Source organism: Epilithonimonas sp. JDS (genome assembly GCF_021261315.1).
In the GTDB taxonomy this organism is placed as follows: Bacteria; Bacteroidota; Bacteroidia; order Flavobacteriales; family Weeksellaceae; genus Epilithonimonas.
The window spans coordinates 1-16,333 of sequence record NZ_JAJSAX010000009.1 but is presented as its reverse complement, the minus strand read 5'-3'; the positions used below and the strand labels follow the sequence as shown (position 1 = coordinate 16,333).

Below are 16,333 nucleotides of genomic sequence, written 5' to 3'. Positions count from 1 at the left end.
CGACAAAAAAACCAAAGATGAACTTTGGTTTTTATTTTCTATTTCAAATTTGAAAGTTGATTTTTCAAATTAAGATAACGTTGCTGTCAATGTTTTTTCGAAACTGAATGCGACGCTGATTGGGCAAGTTTCTTTCGCTTCGGTTGCGATTTTTTGGAAATCTTCTTCTGAAATTCCAGGGATTTTTGCATTGAGTGTCAATTCAGACAAAGTCACTTTTCCATCCACCAAACTGATTTTGCAATCGGTTTCCAATGTTTCCGGATTGTAACCAGCTTCTGACAACAACGCAGAAGTTTTCATCGTGAAACAACCTGCGTGAGCCGCTGCCAATAATTCTTCGGGATTGGTTCCAACACCGTCTTCGAATCTACTTTTGAATGAATACTGCGTATCGTTAAGCGTTGTACTTTGAGTGGTTAAAACACCACTTCCTTCTTTTACTGTGCCTTTCCAGACTGCTTTTGCACTTCTTTTCATAATTTTTTATTTTGATTTTATTAAATTGATTTAGTGATATTTATTTTCAAATTCTTAATCCCAATCTTGTTCAACAAATTTCATTTTGTCGCCACTTGCATTTGATAAAGTTAAGAAATGTCCTTCGATTTTGTACTCTGTCATATTTGGTAAAGCTTTTCCAAATGCTTCTTCCAATTTCATTCGCCCGTCACAATACATCATTGTAGCACCAACGCCTGAGAATTTGGCTTTTCCTTTGTTGAAATCTGCCGTGAAGAACATTCCGTTACAGCCCATTTTTGCAGTATAACGCTTCGGCGATTCTGCATTTTTTGTCAAATCAATATTGGCTTCCAATTTCACCAATTCTTCCTTAGTAAAATCTTTATACTCAACGAGCATCCATTTTTTGTGAAGATTTTGCATCCCTGACATCGGATTTTTTGATGATTTACAAGAAACTGTAAGAAGTAATATTAATGATAAAATACCGATTGACTGTAGAAATCTCATACTTTGAACTTTGCCTAATCTCTTATCCAAATTCATACCATTAGATTTAAAATAATGAGTAAATTAGCCCCATTAAAATAAATTTCTATTATGAAAAAAATATTTTTGGCGCTGACTTTTTTATTAAGCTTTGCGCAAATGAAAGCAGACGAAGGAATGTGGCTTCTGATGCTTGTAAAACGTCTGAACGGCGTGGATATGCAGAAAGAAGGTCTACACCTGACTCCGGAAGAAATCTATTCTGTGAACAACTCCAGTCTTAAAGATGCCATCGTAAGTTTCGGCGGTTTCTGTACAGGCGAGATGGTTTCCAGCCAAGGTCTGATTTTTACCAATCACCACTGTGGTTACGATGCTGTTGCGGCAGCTTCTACGCCTGAAAAAGATTATCTGAAAAATGGATTCTGGGCAATGAAACCGAATGAGGAATTCAATGCAAAAGGTCTTTATGTAAGATTCCTTGTGAGAATGGATGACGTTTCTGCAAGAATCAATGCAAAACTAAACAACAATATGTCTGCTGCTGACAGAAAAGCAGTGATTGATGCAGAATCAAAAGCTATCCAGACAGAAAACTCTGAGAACGGAAAATACACCGTTGTCGTAAGAGATTTCTTCAATGGAAATGAATTTTATTATTTTGTGTATCAAGATTATAAAGATATCAGATTGGTTGGTGCTCCACCTTCCTCTCTTGGGAAATTTGGTGGCGATACAGACAACTGGGAATGGCCAAGACACACGGCAGATTTCACCGTTTTCCGTGCTTACGGTGATGCCAATGGAAATCCGGCAGAATATTCTGAAGCGAACGTTCCATTGAAACCAAAACACTTCTTACCAGTTTCTCTTAAAGGCTACAAACCTGGAGATTTCACAATGATTCTAGGTTACCCTGGAAGAACAAACCGTTACTTGACCTCTTTCGGAATCGAGCAAATGGTGAACAAAGATTATCCGGCTTGGGTAGAAGCTTCGAAAGTGGCGATGGATGTGATGAAGAAGTATATGGACAAAGATAAAACGACTCAGTTGGATTACGCTTCCCAGTACGCCAGTGTTGCCAATTACTGGAAAAACAGACAGGGAACGATTGACGCTGTCATCAAAAACGGAACAATCTCTGAGAAACAAAAAACAGAACAAATCTACACGCAATGGGCCGCTCAATCTCCGAACGAGCAAACTTATTATGCCGTTTTACCAGAAATAAAAGCTTACTATCAGCAGATTTCAGGGAGAAATGTAGAACGTAATTACGCGTCTATTTTACAGAGAAACGCACATTACATCGCAACGACTTATCAGTTGGGAAGTCTTTTCAAAACTTATGCTGACCAGGACGAAGCTGGAAAAACAGCAATGAAAGCAAAAGTTCTTGAGGCTGTAGAAAAAGCTTACGATGGTTTCCACGACAATGTGGAAGGTGATATGTTGGTGAAACTGACTTCTCTTTACAAAGCGAAAGTTTCTAAGGAATTTGCTTCTCCAACCATTTTGGCTGCAGATGTGAACAACCTTTCAACTTTGGCTTACGAATCTGTTTTTGCTAATAAAAAATCAGCTTTGGCTTTCATCGAAAATCCGGACAGACTGAAAATTGATGCCGATAAATTAAGACAATTCATTAATGGCGTGGTAGAAGACCAAAAGCTAGGAACTGAAAAATATGCTAAAATCGATGAGAACTTTGCTAAAAACAGCAGACTTTTCTTAGACGGACTTAGAAAAGCACAGCCAGAAAAAGTATTCTATCCAGACGCCAACTCTACAATGAGACTGACTTACGGAACAGTACAAACACTTCCTACAAGGTCTGACAGAAACTACAAAGGCATCAAAGAAAACTATTACACCGACATCAACGGAATGGTGGCCAAATACAAAAAAGGCGATGAGGAATTTGACCTTCCGAAAAAAGTCCTTGACCTTGCGAAGAAAAAAGACTACGGTCAATATGCAGACAAACAAGGATTTATGCCAATCAACTTCCTGTCAAACAATGACATCACTGGTGGAAACTCAGGTTCTCCAATTATCGATGGAAACGGGAACTTGCTAGGTCTTGCCTTCGATGGAAACAGTGAAGCTTTGAGTGGCGACATCGTTTTCGAACCAAATTTACAGAGAACAATCAACGTGGATGTTCGTTACGTACTTTGGGTAATCGACAAATATGCTGGCGCAACTCGATTGATTAGCGAATTAACTTTGGTAAAATAATTTTTCATCAAATATCATATAAGCCACCTATTTTGGTGGCTTTTTTGTTGGTCAAAACTCACGAAACGCTTCTTAATTATTTTTTTGTAAATTAGAGAAATCATTTTTTATGAGTTTAAAGACTTTACTTCACTGGTCCTTCATTTTCCCTTTATTATCCCTCGCCTACTACTTTTTTGGTATTGTTGATGACAATGCGTGGCTGGCAACTTTAGGAAGCTTGCTTTTGATAAGCTCCGTTCTGGCCGCCGTCCATCACGCCGAAGTGGTTGCGCATAAAGTGGGAGAACCTTTTGGAACGATTATCCTTGCAATTGCTATTACAGTTCTTGAAGTTGGATTGATTGTTTCATTAATGGTAGCTGGCGGGAAAGAAACCAGCACCTTGGCCAGAGACACCGTTTTCGCCGCCGTAATGTTAATTCTGAATGGAATTCTCGGCGCTTGTCTTTTAGTTGGTGGACTCAAATTCAAAGAACAATTTTTCGCCAGAACCTCCGGAAATATGGCATTAATAAGTTTGGTAGCCATTGTCGTAATGACTTTAATTTTGCCAAATTATACGACCAGCGAACTTTCTGCAACATTCAGCAAAGCACAATTGATTTTCTTTTCTGTGGCCTCATTGGTCATTTACAGTACTTTTTTAATGGTTCAAACCGTAAGACACAGAAATTACTTCCTTCCCGAAAACGACGATGAGCCACACGCAGAACCACCAACAAATACGGAAAGCACGATGAGTTTGGTCTTCCTTCTCATTTGTCTCGGTGTGGTTGTGGTAATGGCAAAAGCCTTATCTCCTACCATTGAAAGCGTAGTTCACAATCTCGGCGCACCACAAGCATTAGTCGGTGTCATCATCGCAGCGGTTGTCCTTTTACCAGAAGGAATGGCCGCTATAAAAGCCGCAAGAAGAAACCAGTTTCAGACAAGTTTGAATTTAGCTTTAGGTTCCGCCATTGCTAGTATTGGATTAACGATTCCTTGTGTTGCCGTAGTTTCAATTATTTACGAAATGCCGTTGCTATTAGGTTTGGACATCAAGTCGATGGTTCTTTTAGCCTTGTCACTTTACACTGTGATGCTGTCACTAAGCCGTGGAAAAACGAACATCCTTTATGGAGTTGTACTACTGGTCAATCTTTTAGCTTATATATTTACCGTTATCGTTCCATAATTTTTTTATTTTTGATTAATGAATCTTAGTCCAGACAAAAACCGTGTGTTTTAGCTTTAGTATTTAAATTGTCAGTCTGAGGCGAAGTTTATCCTGAGCTTGTCGAAGGGAAGACAAACAAAACTCAAAAATCTTCAGATTTTTTCAATCTAAATAAACCCGATATGAAAAACTACGAAACCGAAAGATTGATTCTGAAACCTGCAGATTTAGAAGACGCAGACTTCTTTTTGGAATTATACAATCTACCTTCTTTCATTAAACATATCGGTGACAGAAACCTTCGAACAAAAGAAGATGCAGAAAATTATATCTCAAACAGATTTCTTCCCCAAATCGAAAAATTAGGTTTTGGAAATTACGTCGTCATTCACAAAGAACTCAATGAAAAAATCGGTGCAGTCGGCGTTTTCGTACGCGAAGGAATTGATGTTCCAGACATCGGATTTTCTTTCTTTCCAGATTTCGAAGGCAAAGGTTTCGCTTACGAAGCCGCTGTCAATCTGATGGAAATCGTCAAAACGGAATTCGGAATGGAAAAACTTTCGGCGATGACTTCTGATGAAAATCTATCTTCTCAAAGATTAATTGAAAGACTTGGACTTCAATTCAAAAAATATGTAATTTTCCCTGATGATAATGAGGAATTGAGATATTATGAGAATTAATTAAACAATAATGTCTTTTACCACATAGACACATAGTTTTTCCTGGGATTAAGATTAAATAGAATTTTAAACCATCTATTTAATCTTTTTTATTAGTTTTATAATTCATTTCTATGTGCCTATGTGGTTAAAATATTCTAAATAATAAATGTCAAAAACTTACGAAACCGAACGCCTCATCATCAAACTTGTTGATATCAACGATGCTGAATTCCTTTTGAAATTACTCAACACAGAAAAATGGCTGAAAAATATCGGTGACCGAAATGTTCATAATCTGGAAGATGCTCAGAGATATGTGCGTGAAAAGAATCTTCCTCAAATCGAAAAACTGGGTTTTGGAAATGCCGTTGTAATTCTGAAATCTAACAATGAAAAAATCGGAACCGTTGGTTTGTACGACCGAGAGGGAATCGACGGCGTTGATATTGGCTTTGCCTTTTTGGAAGAATACGAGGGAAAAGGTTATGCTTATGAAGCAGCGAAAAAAATAATGGATGTTGGAATCAATGAATTTGAAATTAAAAAAGTCAGCGCGATTACTTTGCCGGAGAATTCCTCATCAATCAAATTAATTGAAAAATTAGGTCTGAAATTCAAAGAAGTCGTGAGAATTCCTAATGACACTGAGGATTTAAATCTTTATGAATTGAATTTGTAATGAATCTACCTCACAGAATCGAAATCATCGAACCAAAAAAATTGATTGGTTTCAGCATCATCACTTCTTTTCAAGAAGACAAAACGCCGATGGTCTGGAGACAATTTATGATGAGAAGAAATGAAATTACCAATCGGATTTCTGACAGATTATTTTCGCTTCAAATCTATCCTGAGAATTTTACGCCGAATCAATCCTTCACAAAATATGCGCTTGCCGAAGTTTCTGATTTTGATAATATTCCTAATGATTTCGAATCTTTTGAATTAGAAAAAGGAAAATATCTAGTTTTTAATTATCAAGGAAAGGCTGAAAACGGACCGCAAATTTTCAGTTATATTTTCCAAACTTTCATTCCAGAAAATAATTTTGAGGTTGATGACAGACCGCATTTTGAGATTTTTGGAGATGATTACAATCCTTCAAACGAATTCGCGGAAGAGGAAATTTGGATTTCGATAAAATAAAACTCCTACCGCCATTCATAAGCGATTGCATTTACAATTCGCCTTATAGCTTCATCACTTAGTTGAGTATTTGTCTTTAAAAAGAGAGTCGAGTTTTTTGCACCTTCAGATAAATCAGAAAAATTCCACAATTCAAATTCCGAAGCACCTTTATAAATTGTCAAAAATTCATCTTTCTCTTTTTCAGAGATTTGGGAATTATGCATTACAAATTCATAGAAAGTCCAAGGTTTTCCCCAATCATTAAAGCTCTCAATTATTAATGAAAGATTATCCATAAAATTAAACTTATTCCAAAATCTGCGCGGCGTGGTCTTTCGTTTTGACTTTATCAATGACTTGAATGCAAATCCCATTTTCATCAAAAACAAAAGTAGTTCTCACGATTCCCATAAATTCCCTACCCATAAATTTCTTCAACTGCCAAACTCCGAATTTGTTGATGACATCGTGGTTTTCATCGGCAATGATGTCAAATGGTAATTCATATTTATCAGAGAAATTTTTCTGACGTTTTTCAGAATCTGCACTTACGCCAATCAACTGAAAACCTTTTTGTTTCAAAACCGAATAATTGTCTCTCAGATTACAAGCTTCCGCGGTACAACCTGGCGTGCTTGCTTTTGGATAAAAGAAAACAACGAGTTTTTTGCCTTTGAAATTCTGAGAATCGATTTGTTCTCCGTTTTGATTTGTTCCGATAAATTCCGGTAAAGAATCGCCAAGCTTCAACATAATTTCTATTTTTACACAAAAATAATTCATTCTAAGATTTTGCATCGTGGATTTGATGTGAAATGTTGAATAAATGTCGAAATCCGCAGCCCGACTTATCTCCTCATTTCTATTTTTTTAGGTGAATCGATGAACCACTTCGTGAGGTTTGAGTGGGGCTCTTTTTTGAATGGGGAAAGGCTTGGCAAAAAAAGCGGGAACGGAAGGCGGATAAAGCTGCCATAAAAATTACTAAAGAAAAATGACGAAAAAACAAAGAGCTAAGATTGTTCAGGAAGAATTAGAAAAATTATATCCTGAAGTTCCGATTCCGCTGGACCACAAAGATGCTTACACGCTGATGGTTGCGGTCGCTCTTTCCGCTCAGACGACGGACAAAAAAGTGAATCAAGTCACGCCTCGGCTTTTTGCGGTTGCCGATACGCCTGAGAAAATGGCAAAACTTAGTGTTGAAGAAATTAAGGAACTCATCAAGGAAATCGGACTTTCAAATTCCAAGGCGAAAAATCTGAAAAAGATGGCGGAAGCTTTAGTTGAAAAACACAATTCAGTCGTTCCGCAAACCTTCGAAGAATTGGAAGAATTGGCCGGTGTTGGGCACAAAACCGCTTCTGTGGTGATGAGTCAGGCGTTTGGATTTCCTGCTTTTCCCGTTGATACGCACATTCACCGGTTGATGAAGCAATGGAAACTGACGGAAGGAAAAAATGTGGTCGAGACTGAACGCGATGCGAAAGGCCTTTGGAAGGAAAATGTCTGGAACAAATTGCACCTTCAGATCATCTTCTACGGTCGGGAGTATTCGCAGGCGAGAGGAAGTCAGGAGAAGGATTTTATCACGAAAATGCTTTTTGAGAAATAATTAAACATCCAGTAATCTTCGGTGATAATTGATTTGACCAAGATGATAATTCAAATGCGAAAGCAAATGGATTAAGAAATATTCGGTTGTCATTTTGTAGCCTAAAGCTTCTGTTGGATAATCTTTTTTTAAATCTTCATCGGACAATTTTCCTAATGTTGAATCGACGATTTCTATCAGAGTCTCAAGCTTTTCCAGAAGTTCAATTTTTGGAATGTCTTTCAATGAAAATTCCAAATCACGTTGTCTCACATAACCAGTTTCTCCAAGTTCTGCGCCGATGTAAGTATTAAGATTTCCGAGCAAATGAAGGCAAAGATTGCCGCCGGAATTGGAAATATTCTTATCAATCTTCCAAAGTGATTCTTCGTTTTGATAAGATTCGATTTCGATTTTCACTTTGTTTAAATCCCGATTGTAGAGCGATTTTAAAATTTCGATTGTCATAAACTTTAGTTTTTCTTTTTCAGCATTCGTCTCATATGAACATATTTGGATTGCCGAACGTGATGTGGATATTTCCTTCCTTTTGGAATATTATTAAAAATCAAAGCGACAATCAGCAAGATAACAGCGCCACTCAAAACCGGCGACAATGCGTACCAATAACCCAAATCCTGAATCTTCTGCGCTGGAAGCACCGCAATCAAAGCCGTCGCGCCACCTGGCGGATGCATTGTCTTTGTGATTTGCATTACGACGATTGAAGAGGCGACTGCAATAGAAGCATTCAGCCATAGAATTTCCGGTAAGAATTTAAAAACTGTAACACCTACCAAAGCTGACAGAACGTGTCCTCCAATTAAATTTCTTGGTTGTGCTAATGGACTGTTCACCGCACCATAAATCAAAACACTCGATGCGCCGAATGAACCTATTAGAAAGACATTTTCAATTTCAGAAATCTGTTGAGATTGTAGAAACGCGATGATTCCAATTCCGAAAAAAGCCCCGAGAAACGACCAAAAGTGGTCTTTGAAATCGACTAAAGTTTCTTGGTAAAAAATATATTTGGTTTGTCTAAATCCCTTTCTGATTTGTTTCTTCATCTAATTCTTACTTTACATCTTTCGCCCAAAGATTCATTTTACGTTCCAAAACCTGAAGCGGAAGGCAACCTTGGCTCAACACTTCATCGTGAAAATCTGCGATGTTGAATTTCTTTCCCAATTTTGATTTATACTTTTCTCTCAGTTCACGGATTTTCATTGCGCCCGTTTTGTAGCTCAAAGCCTGTCCAGGCATCGCCATATAGCGCTCCACTTCTGCTGTCGCACCAGCTTCATCGTAAGCGACATTACTCAGAAAATATTTGATGGCTTCTTCGCGAGACATTTGTCCGGTGTGGATTCCAGTATCGATTACTAGTCGAACGGCGCGCAACATTTCATCACTCAAAGAACCCATTTTCTGATACGGGTCGGTATAAAGCCCGAATTCCGGTCCGAGCGATTCGCAGTACAAAGCCCAGCCTTCGCCATAAGCACCAATCCAACCGAATCTCAGAAACTTAGGCAATTTCAAATTTTCCTGTTGAAGAGAAATCTGATAATGATGACCTGGAATGGCTTCGTGAAGAAACAAAGATTCCATCCCGGAAGTGACATTGAATTTTATCGGGTCAGGAATCGGTGTGTAAAAAATCCCCGGACGTTTGCCATCCGGACTTCCCTGGATGTATTCTGCACTTGCGCTCGCTTCTCTATATTTTTCGGTTTGACGAATTTCGAAAGGCGTTTTCGGTGTGACGTTGAACATCGTTTTCAACTTCGGTGTGATTTTGTCGAGGATTGATTGGAATCCGGCTAAAACCTCTTTCGACGTTTTGTAAGGCATTGCTTTCGGGTCGGTTTTTACATAATTGAGGAACTCTTCCAAAGAGCCTTTGAAGCCAACTTGATTTTTCACTTTTTCCATATCAGCTCGGAGCCTTTCCACTTCCGAAAGTCCTGTTTTGTGGATTTCCTCTGGTGTTTTATTTGTTGTCGTCCAGCTTTTGACATAGTAATTATAGGTGTTCGAGCCATTTGGCAAAGCGTTGTAACCATCGGTTATTCTTGCTTTTGGCAAATATTCTTTTTCAAGAAATGTCGCCATTTTGAGGTAGGCCGGAATCAATTTATTCTTGATGGCGTCTTGGTAAAGCTTTGCATATTTATTTGAAGTTACAGGTTTGAAATCCTTCGGCATATTTTTGATGGGGCCGTAGAAGATATTTTTCTTGATATCGAAAGTTGCGATTTCCTCGGCTTTCATTTGAGGAATCATTTTGATGATCAATGATTTTGGTAGAACGATACCACTCTTCATCCCAGCTCGGAAGTTTTCAATTGCAGAATCCATCCAGACTGGGAAAAGTTCGATTCTCTTCAACCAATTATCATAATCTTTTTCAGTTTTAAAGGGTTGAATCCCACTTCCACTTCCCAACATCGGAAAATCCAAAGGCAAACCGCCAAACTGCGTGAAAGGAATATATTCCGGATGATAGGCATAGCGCTCCTGTTTATCAATCAGCGTGTATTCCAAAACATCGAAAACCACTTTTTGGTCATTATCCAAATTGTTGTAATCCACAGACTTCAATTGATTTTGAATCGAGTCATAAAAAGCAATCTCGTTTTTGATAAATTCCTGACTCAGATTATTCGGCAAAAGGTCATTGTATCTTTCGTCGCCTTGCGAAGTGGCTTCCAGAGGATAAAGTTTAAGATATTCCTCGTAATAGTTGGCAGCGATCGTGTCCAGGTTGGATTCGAATCCTGTATTTTTCACCATTGGCGAATCTCCTTTTTTGCAGGAAATCACAGAAAAGGCAAGCACAGAAAAAGCTAATATCTTATAAATAAGTCTCATTATAAATTTTTAAGCCTTGTAAAGATAATATTTTATGATCAGAAAATTTAACCCTGTTTATTTTGAGGGTCGAAGATCCATATTAATACAATATCAACATTTTTATTAATTTCGATGATTATTACTAAAAATAAGTGACAAAAATTTTTCACTTTCATTCTATTTTTTATCTTTGTTCAACACTATTAAAAAAAATCATTTCATAATTTATTATCCTTATAATGAAAGGAATACTAAAGATCTACCACCCAGAGGAAACTCTGAAGTATTTTATCAAGAATACTTATTGCAAGTCTGTTTATATTAATGCTCAAAATTTTCTTGAAGTAGAGATCATCACAGATGACGCTTTGGATCACGTTGATGACGACTCTTTGCAGTACAATTTCCCCCAATTGTCATTAGATATCATAGAGTTCCCGATAACAACTTCTGAATTGGAAGGACAAACTTTTATCGTAGAAGACACCGAAGATGAGATTTTTACAGAAGTTGATCTTTTTGATGACGAGGACGCTTTCCTATTCGAGAACGAACTCAAATTTGATAAAAACGAAACGGGTGACCTCCAACTTTGCTGGACTGGAAACATCACCGATTTCTACACAGGCTCCGAAAATCCAATCCCTTTCAAATTGAAATGCCACTTCCGTCCGGACGAGATAGAAGTTGACGACTAATTTTTTCAGGAAATAATATTTATATTTACGAATCGTTATAAAATTAATTTATAACGCAAACAAGCTTTTCCTATGTATCAGGACCTGGATGATATTATTTTCGAAGACCGACATAAGGCTTACGGCGCCTACGAGTACCGCAAGCACTATGAGTTTACGCTTACCAAAGCTTTGGTGGTCGGCGTTTTCATTTTCTCGGTTTTGTTCTTTCTTCCAGCTTCTTTCATCAAATCAGATAAAAAAACGGCAGTCAATAGTGAAACCATCATTCCTGTGGACCTGACCGAGATGCGCATCAACTATGGTGACAACAGAAATGGCAAAGGTCTGGAAGAGCCAAAAGAGGAAGAAGGAAGTCCTGCGCCCATCGTAGAAAAGAAAGAGGAAAAAGAAGTAGTAGCGGAAGTTGCAAAAGTTTCTAAAGAAAAAGTCGACAAAGACATTCCTGAAAATACAGTTCCCATTCCAACCAGAACCAAGAATCCACCAGCCGCGACCAAGAAATCAAACGAGAAAACCAATTCTACCGCAGTTGCCAATTCTACAAAAACAACGCCTGGAAAAACCACCGCCAAAGGTGATATCAAAAAAGAAAATGCAACCGGAGACGGCCGTGGAAACGCAGCGATTGGAAATCTTCTGAAAGGAAGAGGCACAAAATCCGGCTCACAAGGCAACGGAACCGGCCCTGGAAACTACGGCGACCCACTTGGCGGCGATGGCGACGGAACGAGTTTGGTAGGTGTTGATAGAAAATTAGTCGGATTCATCCCAGGAACAATGGGAAGAGGCGGCGCGCAACCAAACCACGATTGCCAGGCCAGCGGAAGCATCAGCATTTCCTACACGGTGGACAAATCTGGGAAAGTCACTTCTGCAAAACGTCTCAGCGGCGTTTCTGACCCTTGCGTGTCGAGCACGGCGGTAAGTTGGGTGAAGCAATATGTGAAAGCAGAAGTCTCGTCGGTATCATCCAAAGGAACTTACAAAATCGTTTTCTAAGGCTTTTGACAATCATCTTTCCTTAAAATTTTCAACAATCTATCGGGATTAATCTTTAAGTTATTCATAAATTTGAAACTGTAAAAAAACAATATTTGAACTATGGCAAATCAACCTTCTATTTGGGAATTCTTATTTGGCGGAGGCTTACTCAGCGTTACGCTGGTCATTATCCTGATATTATTAGGAATTGCGGCTGTAGTTTTTTTTGGACAGAAGTTTTTTGCACTCAACCGCGAAAATCAGGTTGACCCTTACCTGTTGAAAAATGTGAACGACCTTTTGAACGACGGAAGAGTACAATCCGCTGTCGACTTCTGTAGAAGAGATAATTCGCCAGAATCCAGAAGTGTGGAAAAAGGCCTTTCCCGGTTGGGACGACCAGTTGGCGAAATTGCCAGCGCAATGGAAACGCACGCACAGATTGAACTCAACAAGGCAGAAAAAAACATCGGATTTCTTGCTACACTTTCTGGTGCGGCACCGATGCTCGGACTTCTTGGTGGTGTTTTGATTTTGGCTTCCACTTTTGGAGGCTTGTCAAAAACTGACACAGTGATTTCTCAAAATCTTTTGGCTGCAGACTTTTACAAAGCTTTAGCGCCGACTGTAGTTGGCCTGATTGTAGGATTTTTATCTTATATTTTTCATAACATCTTGGTGGCGAAGGTTGATTATCTATTAATGAAAATCCAGTTTCACACGAATGAGTTTTTGGATATTATTAATAAGCCGGCTTAGAAGAATAGAGTTTAGAATGAATATCTTAAAAACTTAAATCACTTAAGACTTCATCATCACTCAGAGTAAGAAGTTCAATTTTGCTTACTTGTTTTCATCAATTAAAAATTTATAAATGGAATTCCGAAGAAGAACTAAAAAACTATCAGGGTTGCCAATTGCATTTTATGTGGTTGCGCTGGTTTTTTTTGTGCTTTTGTTTTCATTTAATTCACTTTACTACGCTTCTGAGCAACCAAAACCTGTGGTAGCAGAAATTCCAAAAGCGGAAGTTGAACCAGAAACAGATTCTATCTCAGAACCGGAAATCTATGTTCCAGATGTTGAAGTTTTACCAGCAGACACTGTTTCTATCGCTCAAGAAATTACACCTGTAAAAGAGGGAAAAAAGGAAACTCCAAAATCTGAAACCGAAGATAAAAAACTCGCTAAAACAAACGAGAAAAAGGATGATTCTAAAACGGACTCCAAGGAGGAAAAAATCACTAAAATTGGTAAAGACAGAATCCTGACCGCTTTCATTCCCGGAACGATGGGAAAAGCAGGAAAATTGCCTTCTCATAATTGCAAAGCCAAAGGTCAGCTCATAATGTTCATCACGGTTGACAAAGCAGGAAACGTCACTTCTGCCGGACGAAGCAGTGGCATCAAAGATGCTTGCAATGTGACTGCGGCTGTGATTTGGACAAAGAAATATGTGAAAGCGAAGAAGTCTCAGAATGTTTCTCAGGGGACTTACACGATTGTTTTTTAGCAATAATCCTGTATTGACTAAATATTAATATACATTTATAAATTAGTAGTAAAAATTTTCTACTTGATTTATAAAAGCAATATGTTCAAAAATTTAAATAATACAAACAGACACAACTTTTTCCTTTTTGTGTTTTTTCTAGGCACTTTTTGTTTCAGTCAAGTGAAGACTGATAATTCAAGTGATGTCAAAAACTTTGTAAACAAGGCTTATTTTTACAATATCGTTGCCGACAGCATCATTTCAAAAGATAAAATTTTAATGTTGAAATACTATGATTTTGAATCTTTCAATCCTGGTCAATCAACTATTGCTTACGACTATTGTACTTCGGTCGAAAAATGTGAAGAAATCATTAGAAAGAATAAATCCGCAAGTAACTTTACGCATTACGAAATGACCGGAGTTATTATTAAAAATGATAAGTTTTGGATGCATCCGCCGCGTAGTAATAATTTTAGAATATTGGAAATGAATGCGTTTCCATATATTGAATTCACAAAAAATACTTGGTATTACGAACTTGATTTCGGAAATCAATGGGGAGATAAAAAATGGATTGAATGGGAAGGCCGGCGAACTTCCAAAAGCAACTATAAAGTGATTGATTCCAAAAAAGTTTTTAAACTCGGAAATGATGATATTGAATGTATTGAAATTCAAACTAATACTGTAATTCCAAACTTAGGAAACACCAAATCTGTCTTTTATTATAATAGCGATTATGGCTTTGTAAGAATGCTTTTCACTACTATTGACGGTAGGAAAATAGAATTTAATTTGACAAAAGTAGGATTTGACTCTGACTTGTAATCTCCTTAAGTTTGAGCATTGGAAATTGATTTATAAGTTTTTACTAATTTTCATTTTATTCACTGTCAAAATTTTTCAGATTTAATTCCCTTACATTCTTCTTATTTTTAAATTTGTAATTCATTTTGAAATATGAATTCACACAAATATCAGGAATCCGTCGATTGGCTTTTTGCCCAGGCTCCAAATTATCAAAGAGATGGTTCTTCAGCGTACAAACCTGGACTTGAAAACATCAAAAAACTTTGTGACCTTTTCGGAAATCCTCAGAATAAAATCAAAACGATTCATATCGGCGGGACTAATGGGAAAGGTTCTACGAGCAATATGTTGGCTTCCGTGCTTCAGGAATCTGGTTATAAAATCGGACTTTATAATTCGCCGCATTTGGTAGATTTTACGGAGAGAATCAAAGTCAATGGTAAGAATTGCGATAAGGAATTTGTTTACGATTTCATCCAGAAATTAAAAGAATTACCGAGCGAAATCCAGCCTTCTTTTTTTGAATTCACAACCATAATGGCTTTCGAATATTTTTATAAGCAAAAAGTTGATCATGCAATCATCGAGGTCGGCTTGGGCGGAAGATTGGATTCTACGAATATCATCAAACCATTGGTTTCTGCGATAACAAATGTTCAATTGGACCATCAAGACCTTTTGGGTGAGACGATTGAAGAAATTGCTTTTGAAAAAGCGGGCATCATCAAAGAAAGCATTCCTATTATTTCTGGAGATGAAAAGATTTCTGTCCGCGAAATTATCATTAATAAAGCAAAAGAAATGAATGCTGAGTTCATTGATGCGACAATGATTGAAAGCTCTTTAGAATCTGACCTAAAAGGAAAATATCAAAAGAAAAATATCCGAGTAGTTTTGGCTTTAGTTGAAGAATTAAGAAAGCAAGGTTTGATAATTAATGAGGAAAATATAAAATCCGGACTCTCGAATGTTTCTAATAACACCAACTTCATCGGACGCTGGTTTGAGTTCTCACAGAATCCGTTGACGATTTGTGACACTGGCCACAACAAAGCCGGACTGGAAGAAGTTTTCAATCAGTTGAATGAATATTCTCAGCACAAACATATCGTTCTTGGTTTTGTAAATGATAAAAAAATTGATGAGGTTTTGGAAATTTTGCCCAAAAACGAAAACTACTATTTTGTAAAACCAAACGTCAACCGAGGCAGAAATCCCGAAACTTATGAAGACCTTCTGAAAAAAAGTGAAATTAATTACAAAATTTTTCAAAACGTTCAGGATGGTTATCTTTCTGCAAAACAGAATTGTAAGGATGATGAAATAATTTTTATCGGTGGAAGCAACTTTGTAGTAGGAGATTTTTTAGAAAAAAATTTGCGGAATTAGTTATAAGTTGTATATTTGCACCACTCAAAACGGTAAGCCGTTGCGGGCTCTTAGCTCAGTTGGTTCAGAGCATCTGGTTTACACCCAGAGGGTCGGGGGTTCGAATCCCTCAGGGCCCACAAAAAGGATACTGAAGCCTTTAAAAAAATTTCAGGGCTCTTAGCTCAGTTGGTTCAGAGCATCTGGTTTACACCCAGAGGGTCGGGGGTTCGAATCCCTCAGGGCCCACAAAATCTCTCAATTTATTGGGAGATTTTTTTTTGTTTAAATGTCATTATGTTTTATCTATACATCCTTTTTTCAGAGAAAATAAACTCCTACTATGTTGGTGTTTCCAGCAATGTT

At 37.7% G+C, this 16,333-nt stretch carries 19 protein-coding genes and 2 tRNA genes; 14 read left to right on the top strand and 7 right to left on the bottom strand.

Features of this window, described 5'->3' with window-relative positions; all coding sequences use genetic code 11:
* Window positions 1–69: 69 nt before the first annotated feature.
* Together LUD75_RS17515 and LUD75_RS17510 are read right to left on the bottom strand one after the other, a co-directional pair.
* A complete protein-coding gene (locus LUD75_RS17515; RefSeq protein WP_232707102.1) occupies window positions 70–480 on the bottom strand; it encodes an OsmC family peroxiredoxin in 411 nt (136 codons plus the stop codon).
* Window positions 481–534: 54 nt separating this feature from the next.
* Complete coding sequence (locus LUD75_RS17510) at window positions 535–1,011, bottom strand: META domain-containing protein (protein WP_232707101.1); 477 nt, start codon at window positions 1,009–1,011, stop codon at window positions 535–537.
* A gap of 54 nt (window positions 1,012–1,065) precedes the next feature.
* On the opposite strand from LUD75_RS17510, the gene LUD75_RS17505 reads away from it, so the two are divergent.
* From LUD75_RS17505 to LUD75_RS17485, 5 genes are all read left to right on the top strand, one after another.
* A complete protein-coding gene (locus tag LUD75_RS17505; protein WP_232707100.1) occupies window positions 1,066–3,198 on the top strand; it encodes a S46 family peptidase in 2,133 nt (710 codons plus the stop codon).
* Window positions 3,199–3,307: 109 nt separating this feature from the next.
* The gene (locus tag LUD75_RS17500; RefSeq protein ID WP_232707099.1) at window positions 3,308–4,378 is read left to right on the top strand and encodes an ionic transporter y4hA; all 1,071 of its coding nucleotides are present in this window, start codon (window positions 3,308–3,310) and stop codon (window positions 4,376–4,378) included.
* 164 nt (window positions 4,379–4,542) lie between these two features.
* Window positions 4,543–5,046 carry a GNAT family N-acetyltransferase gene (locus tag LUD75_RS17495; RefSeq protein WP_232707098.1) on the top strand — a complete coding sequence of 168 codons (504 nt, stop codon included), beginning with the start codon at window positions 4,543–4,545 and terminating at the stop codon, window positions 5,044–5,046.
* Between the two features lie 148 nt (window positions 5,047–5,194).
* Entirely contained in the window at window positions 5,195–5,707 is a 513-nt protein-coding gene (locus tag LUD75_RS17490; RefSeq protein ID WP_232707097.1) for a GNAT family N-acetyltransferase, read from the top strand.
* The gene (locus LUD75_RS17485; protein ID WP_232707096.1) at window positions 5,707–6,174 is read left to right on the top strand and encodes a GyrI-like domain-containing protein; all 468 of its coding nucleotides are present in this window, start codon (window positions 5,707–5,709) and stop codon (window positions 6,172–6,174) included. The genes LUD75_RS17490 and LUD75_RS17485 overlap by 1 nt, the downstream gene beginning before the upstream one ends.
* Window positions 6,175–6,179: 5 nt before the next feature.
* Here LUD75_RS17485 and LUD75_RS17480 read toward each other — a convergent pair whose 3' ends face one another.
* Both LUD75_RS17480 and bcp read right to left on the bottom strand, forming a co-directional pair.
* Window positions 6,180–6,452, bottom strand: a complete 273-nt coding sequence (locus LUD75_RS17480; protein WP_232707095.1) for a hypothetical protein — start codon at window positions 6,450–6,452, stop codon at window positions 6,180–6,182.
* Between the two features lie 10 nt (window positions 6,453–6,462).
* Window positions 6,463–6,909, bottom strand: a complete 447-nt coding sequence (gene bcp / locus LUD75_RS17475) for a thioredoxin-dependent thiol peroxidase (RefSeq protein ID WP_232707203.1) — start codon at window positions 6,907–6,909, stop codon at window positions 6,463–6,465.
* Between the two features lie 241 nt (window positions 6,910–7,150).
* On the opposite strand from bcp, the gene nth reads away from it, so the two are divergent.
* Window positions 7,151–7,771: an endonuclease III gene (nth, locus tag LUD75_RS17470; RefSeq protein ID WP_232707094.1), complete on the top strand. Its 621-nt coding sequence runs from the start codon at window positions 7,151–7,153 to the stop codon at window positions 7,769–7,771.
* Here nth and LUD75_RS17465 read toward each other — a convergent pair whose 3' ends face one another.
* Genes LUD75_RS17465 through LUD75_RS17455 form a run of 3 tightly spaced genes read right to left on the bottom strand, consistent with a single transcriptional unit; the run spans window position 7,772 to window position 10,627 of the window.
* On the bottom strand, window positions 7,772–8,218 hold the full coding sequence (locus LUD75_RS17465) for a DinB family protein (protein ID WP_232707093.1): 447 nt from the start codon (window positions 8,216–8,218) through the stop codon (window positions 7,772–7,774).
* Window positions 8,219–8,223: 5 nt separating this feature from the next.
* Window positions 8,224–8,820 carry an HPP family protein gene (locus LUD75_RS17460; protein WP_232707092.1) on the bottom strand — a complete coding sequence of 199 codons (597 nt, stop codon included), beginning with the start codon at window positions 8,818–8,820 and terminating at the stop codon, window positions 8,224–8,226.
* A 7-nt stretch (window positions 8,821–8,827) separates the two neighbouring features.
* A complete protein-coding gene (locus tag LUD75_RS17455) occupies window positions 8,828–10,627 on the bottom strand; it encodes a DUF885 domain-containing protein (RefSeq protein WP_232707091.1) in 1,800 nt (599 codons plus the stop codon).
* Between the two features lie 221 nt (window positions 10,628–10,848).
* Here LUD75_RS17455 and LUD75_RS17450 point away from each other — a divergent pair, with 221 nt between their 5' ends.
* The 8 genes from LUD75_RS17450 (at window position 10,849) to LUD75_RS17415 (ending at window position 16,216) form a co-directional block, all read left to right on the top strand.
* Window positions 10,849–11,307, top strand: coding sequence for a hypothetical protein (locus tag LUD75_RS17450; protein WP_034973958.1), 459 nt, complete (start codon window positions 10,849–10,851; stop codon window positions 11,305–11,307).
* Between the two features lie 72 nt (window positions 11,308–11,379).
* Window positions 11,380–12,309 (top strand): ferric siderophore ABC transporter substrate-binding protein, encoded by a 930-nt coding sequence (locus tag LUD75_RS17445; RefSeq protein ID WP_232707090.1) that lies wholly within the window; start codon window positions 11,380–11,382, stop codon window positions 12,307–12,309.
* A gap of 102 nt (window positions 12,310–12,411) precedes the next feature.
* Window positions 12,412–13,050: a MotA/TolQ/ExbB proton channel family protein gene (locus tag LUD75_RS17440; RefSeq protein WP_232707089.1), complete on the top strand. Its 639-nt coding sequence runs from the start codon at window positions 12,412–12,414 to the stop codon at window positions 13,048–13,050.
* A 115-nt stretch (window positions 13,051–13,165) separates the two neighbouring features.
* Window positions 13,166–13,804, top strand: a complete 639-nt coding sequence (locus LUD75_RS17435; protein WP_232707088.1) for a hypothetical protein — start codon at window positions 13,166–13,168, stop codon at window positions 13,802–13,804.
* Between the two features lie 81 nt (window positions 13,805–13,885).
* On the top strand, window positions 13,886–14,617 hold the full coding sequence (locus tag LUD75_RS17430; RefSeq protein ID WP_232707087.1) for a hypothetical protein: 732 nt from the start codon (window positions 13,886–13,888) through the stop codon (window positions 14,615–14,617).
* 132 nt (window positions 14,618–14,749) lie between these two features.
* Window positions 14,750–15,988: a folylpolyglutamate synthase/dihydrofolate synthase family protein gene (locus LUD75_RS17425; RefSeq protein ID WP_232707086.1), complete on the top strand. Its 1,239-nt coding sequence runs from the start codon at window positions 14,750–14,752 to the stop codon at window positions 15,986–15,988.
* A gap of 44 nt (window positions 15,989–16,032) precedes the next feature.
* A tRNA-Val gene (locus LUD75_RS17420) sits at window positions 16,033–16,107 on the top strand.
* Between the two features lie 34 nt (window positions 16,108–16,141).
* A tRNA-Val gene (locus LUD75_RS17415) sits at window positions 16,142–16,216 on the top strand.
* Window positions 16,217–16,333 lie beyond the last annotated feature (117 nt).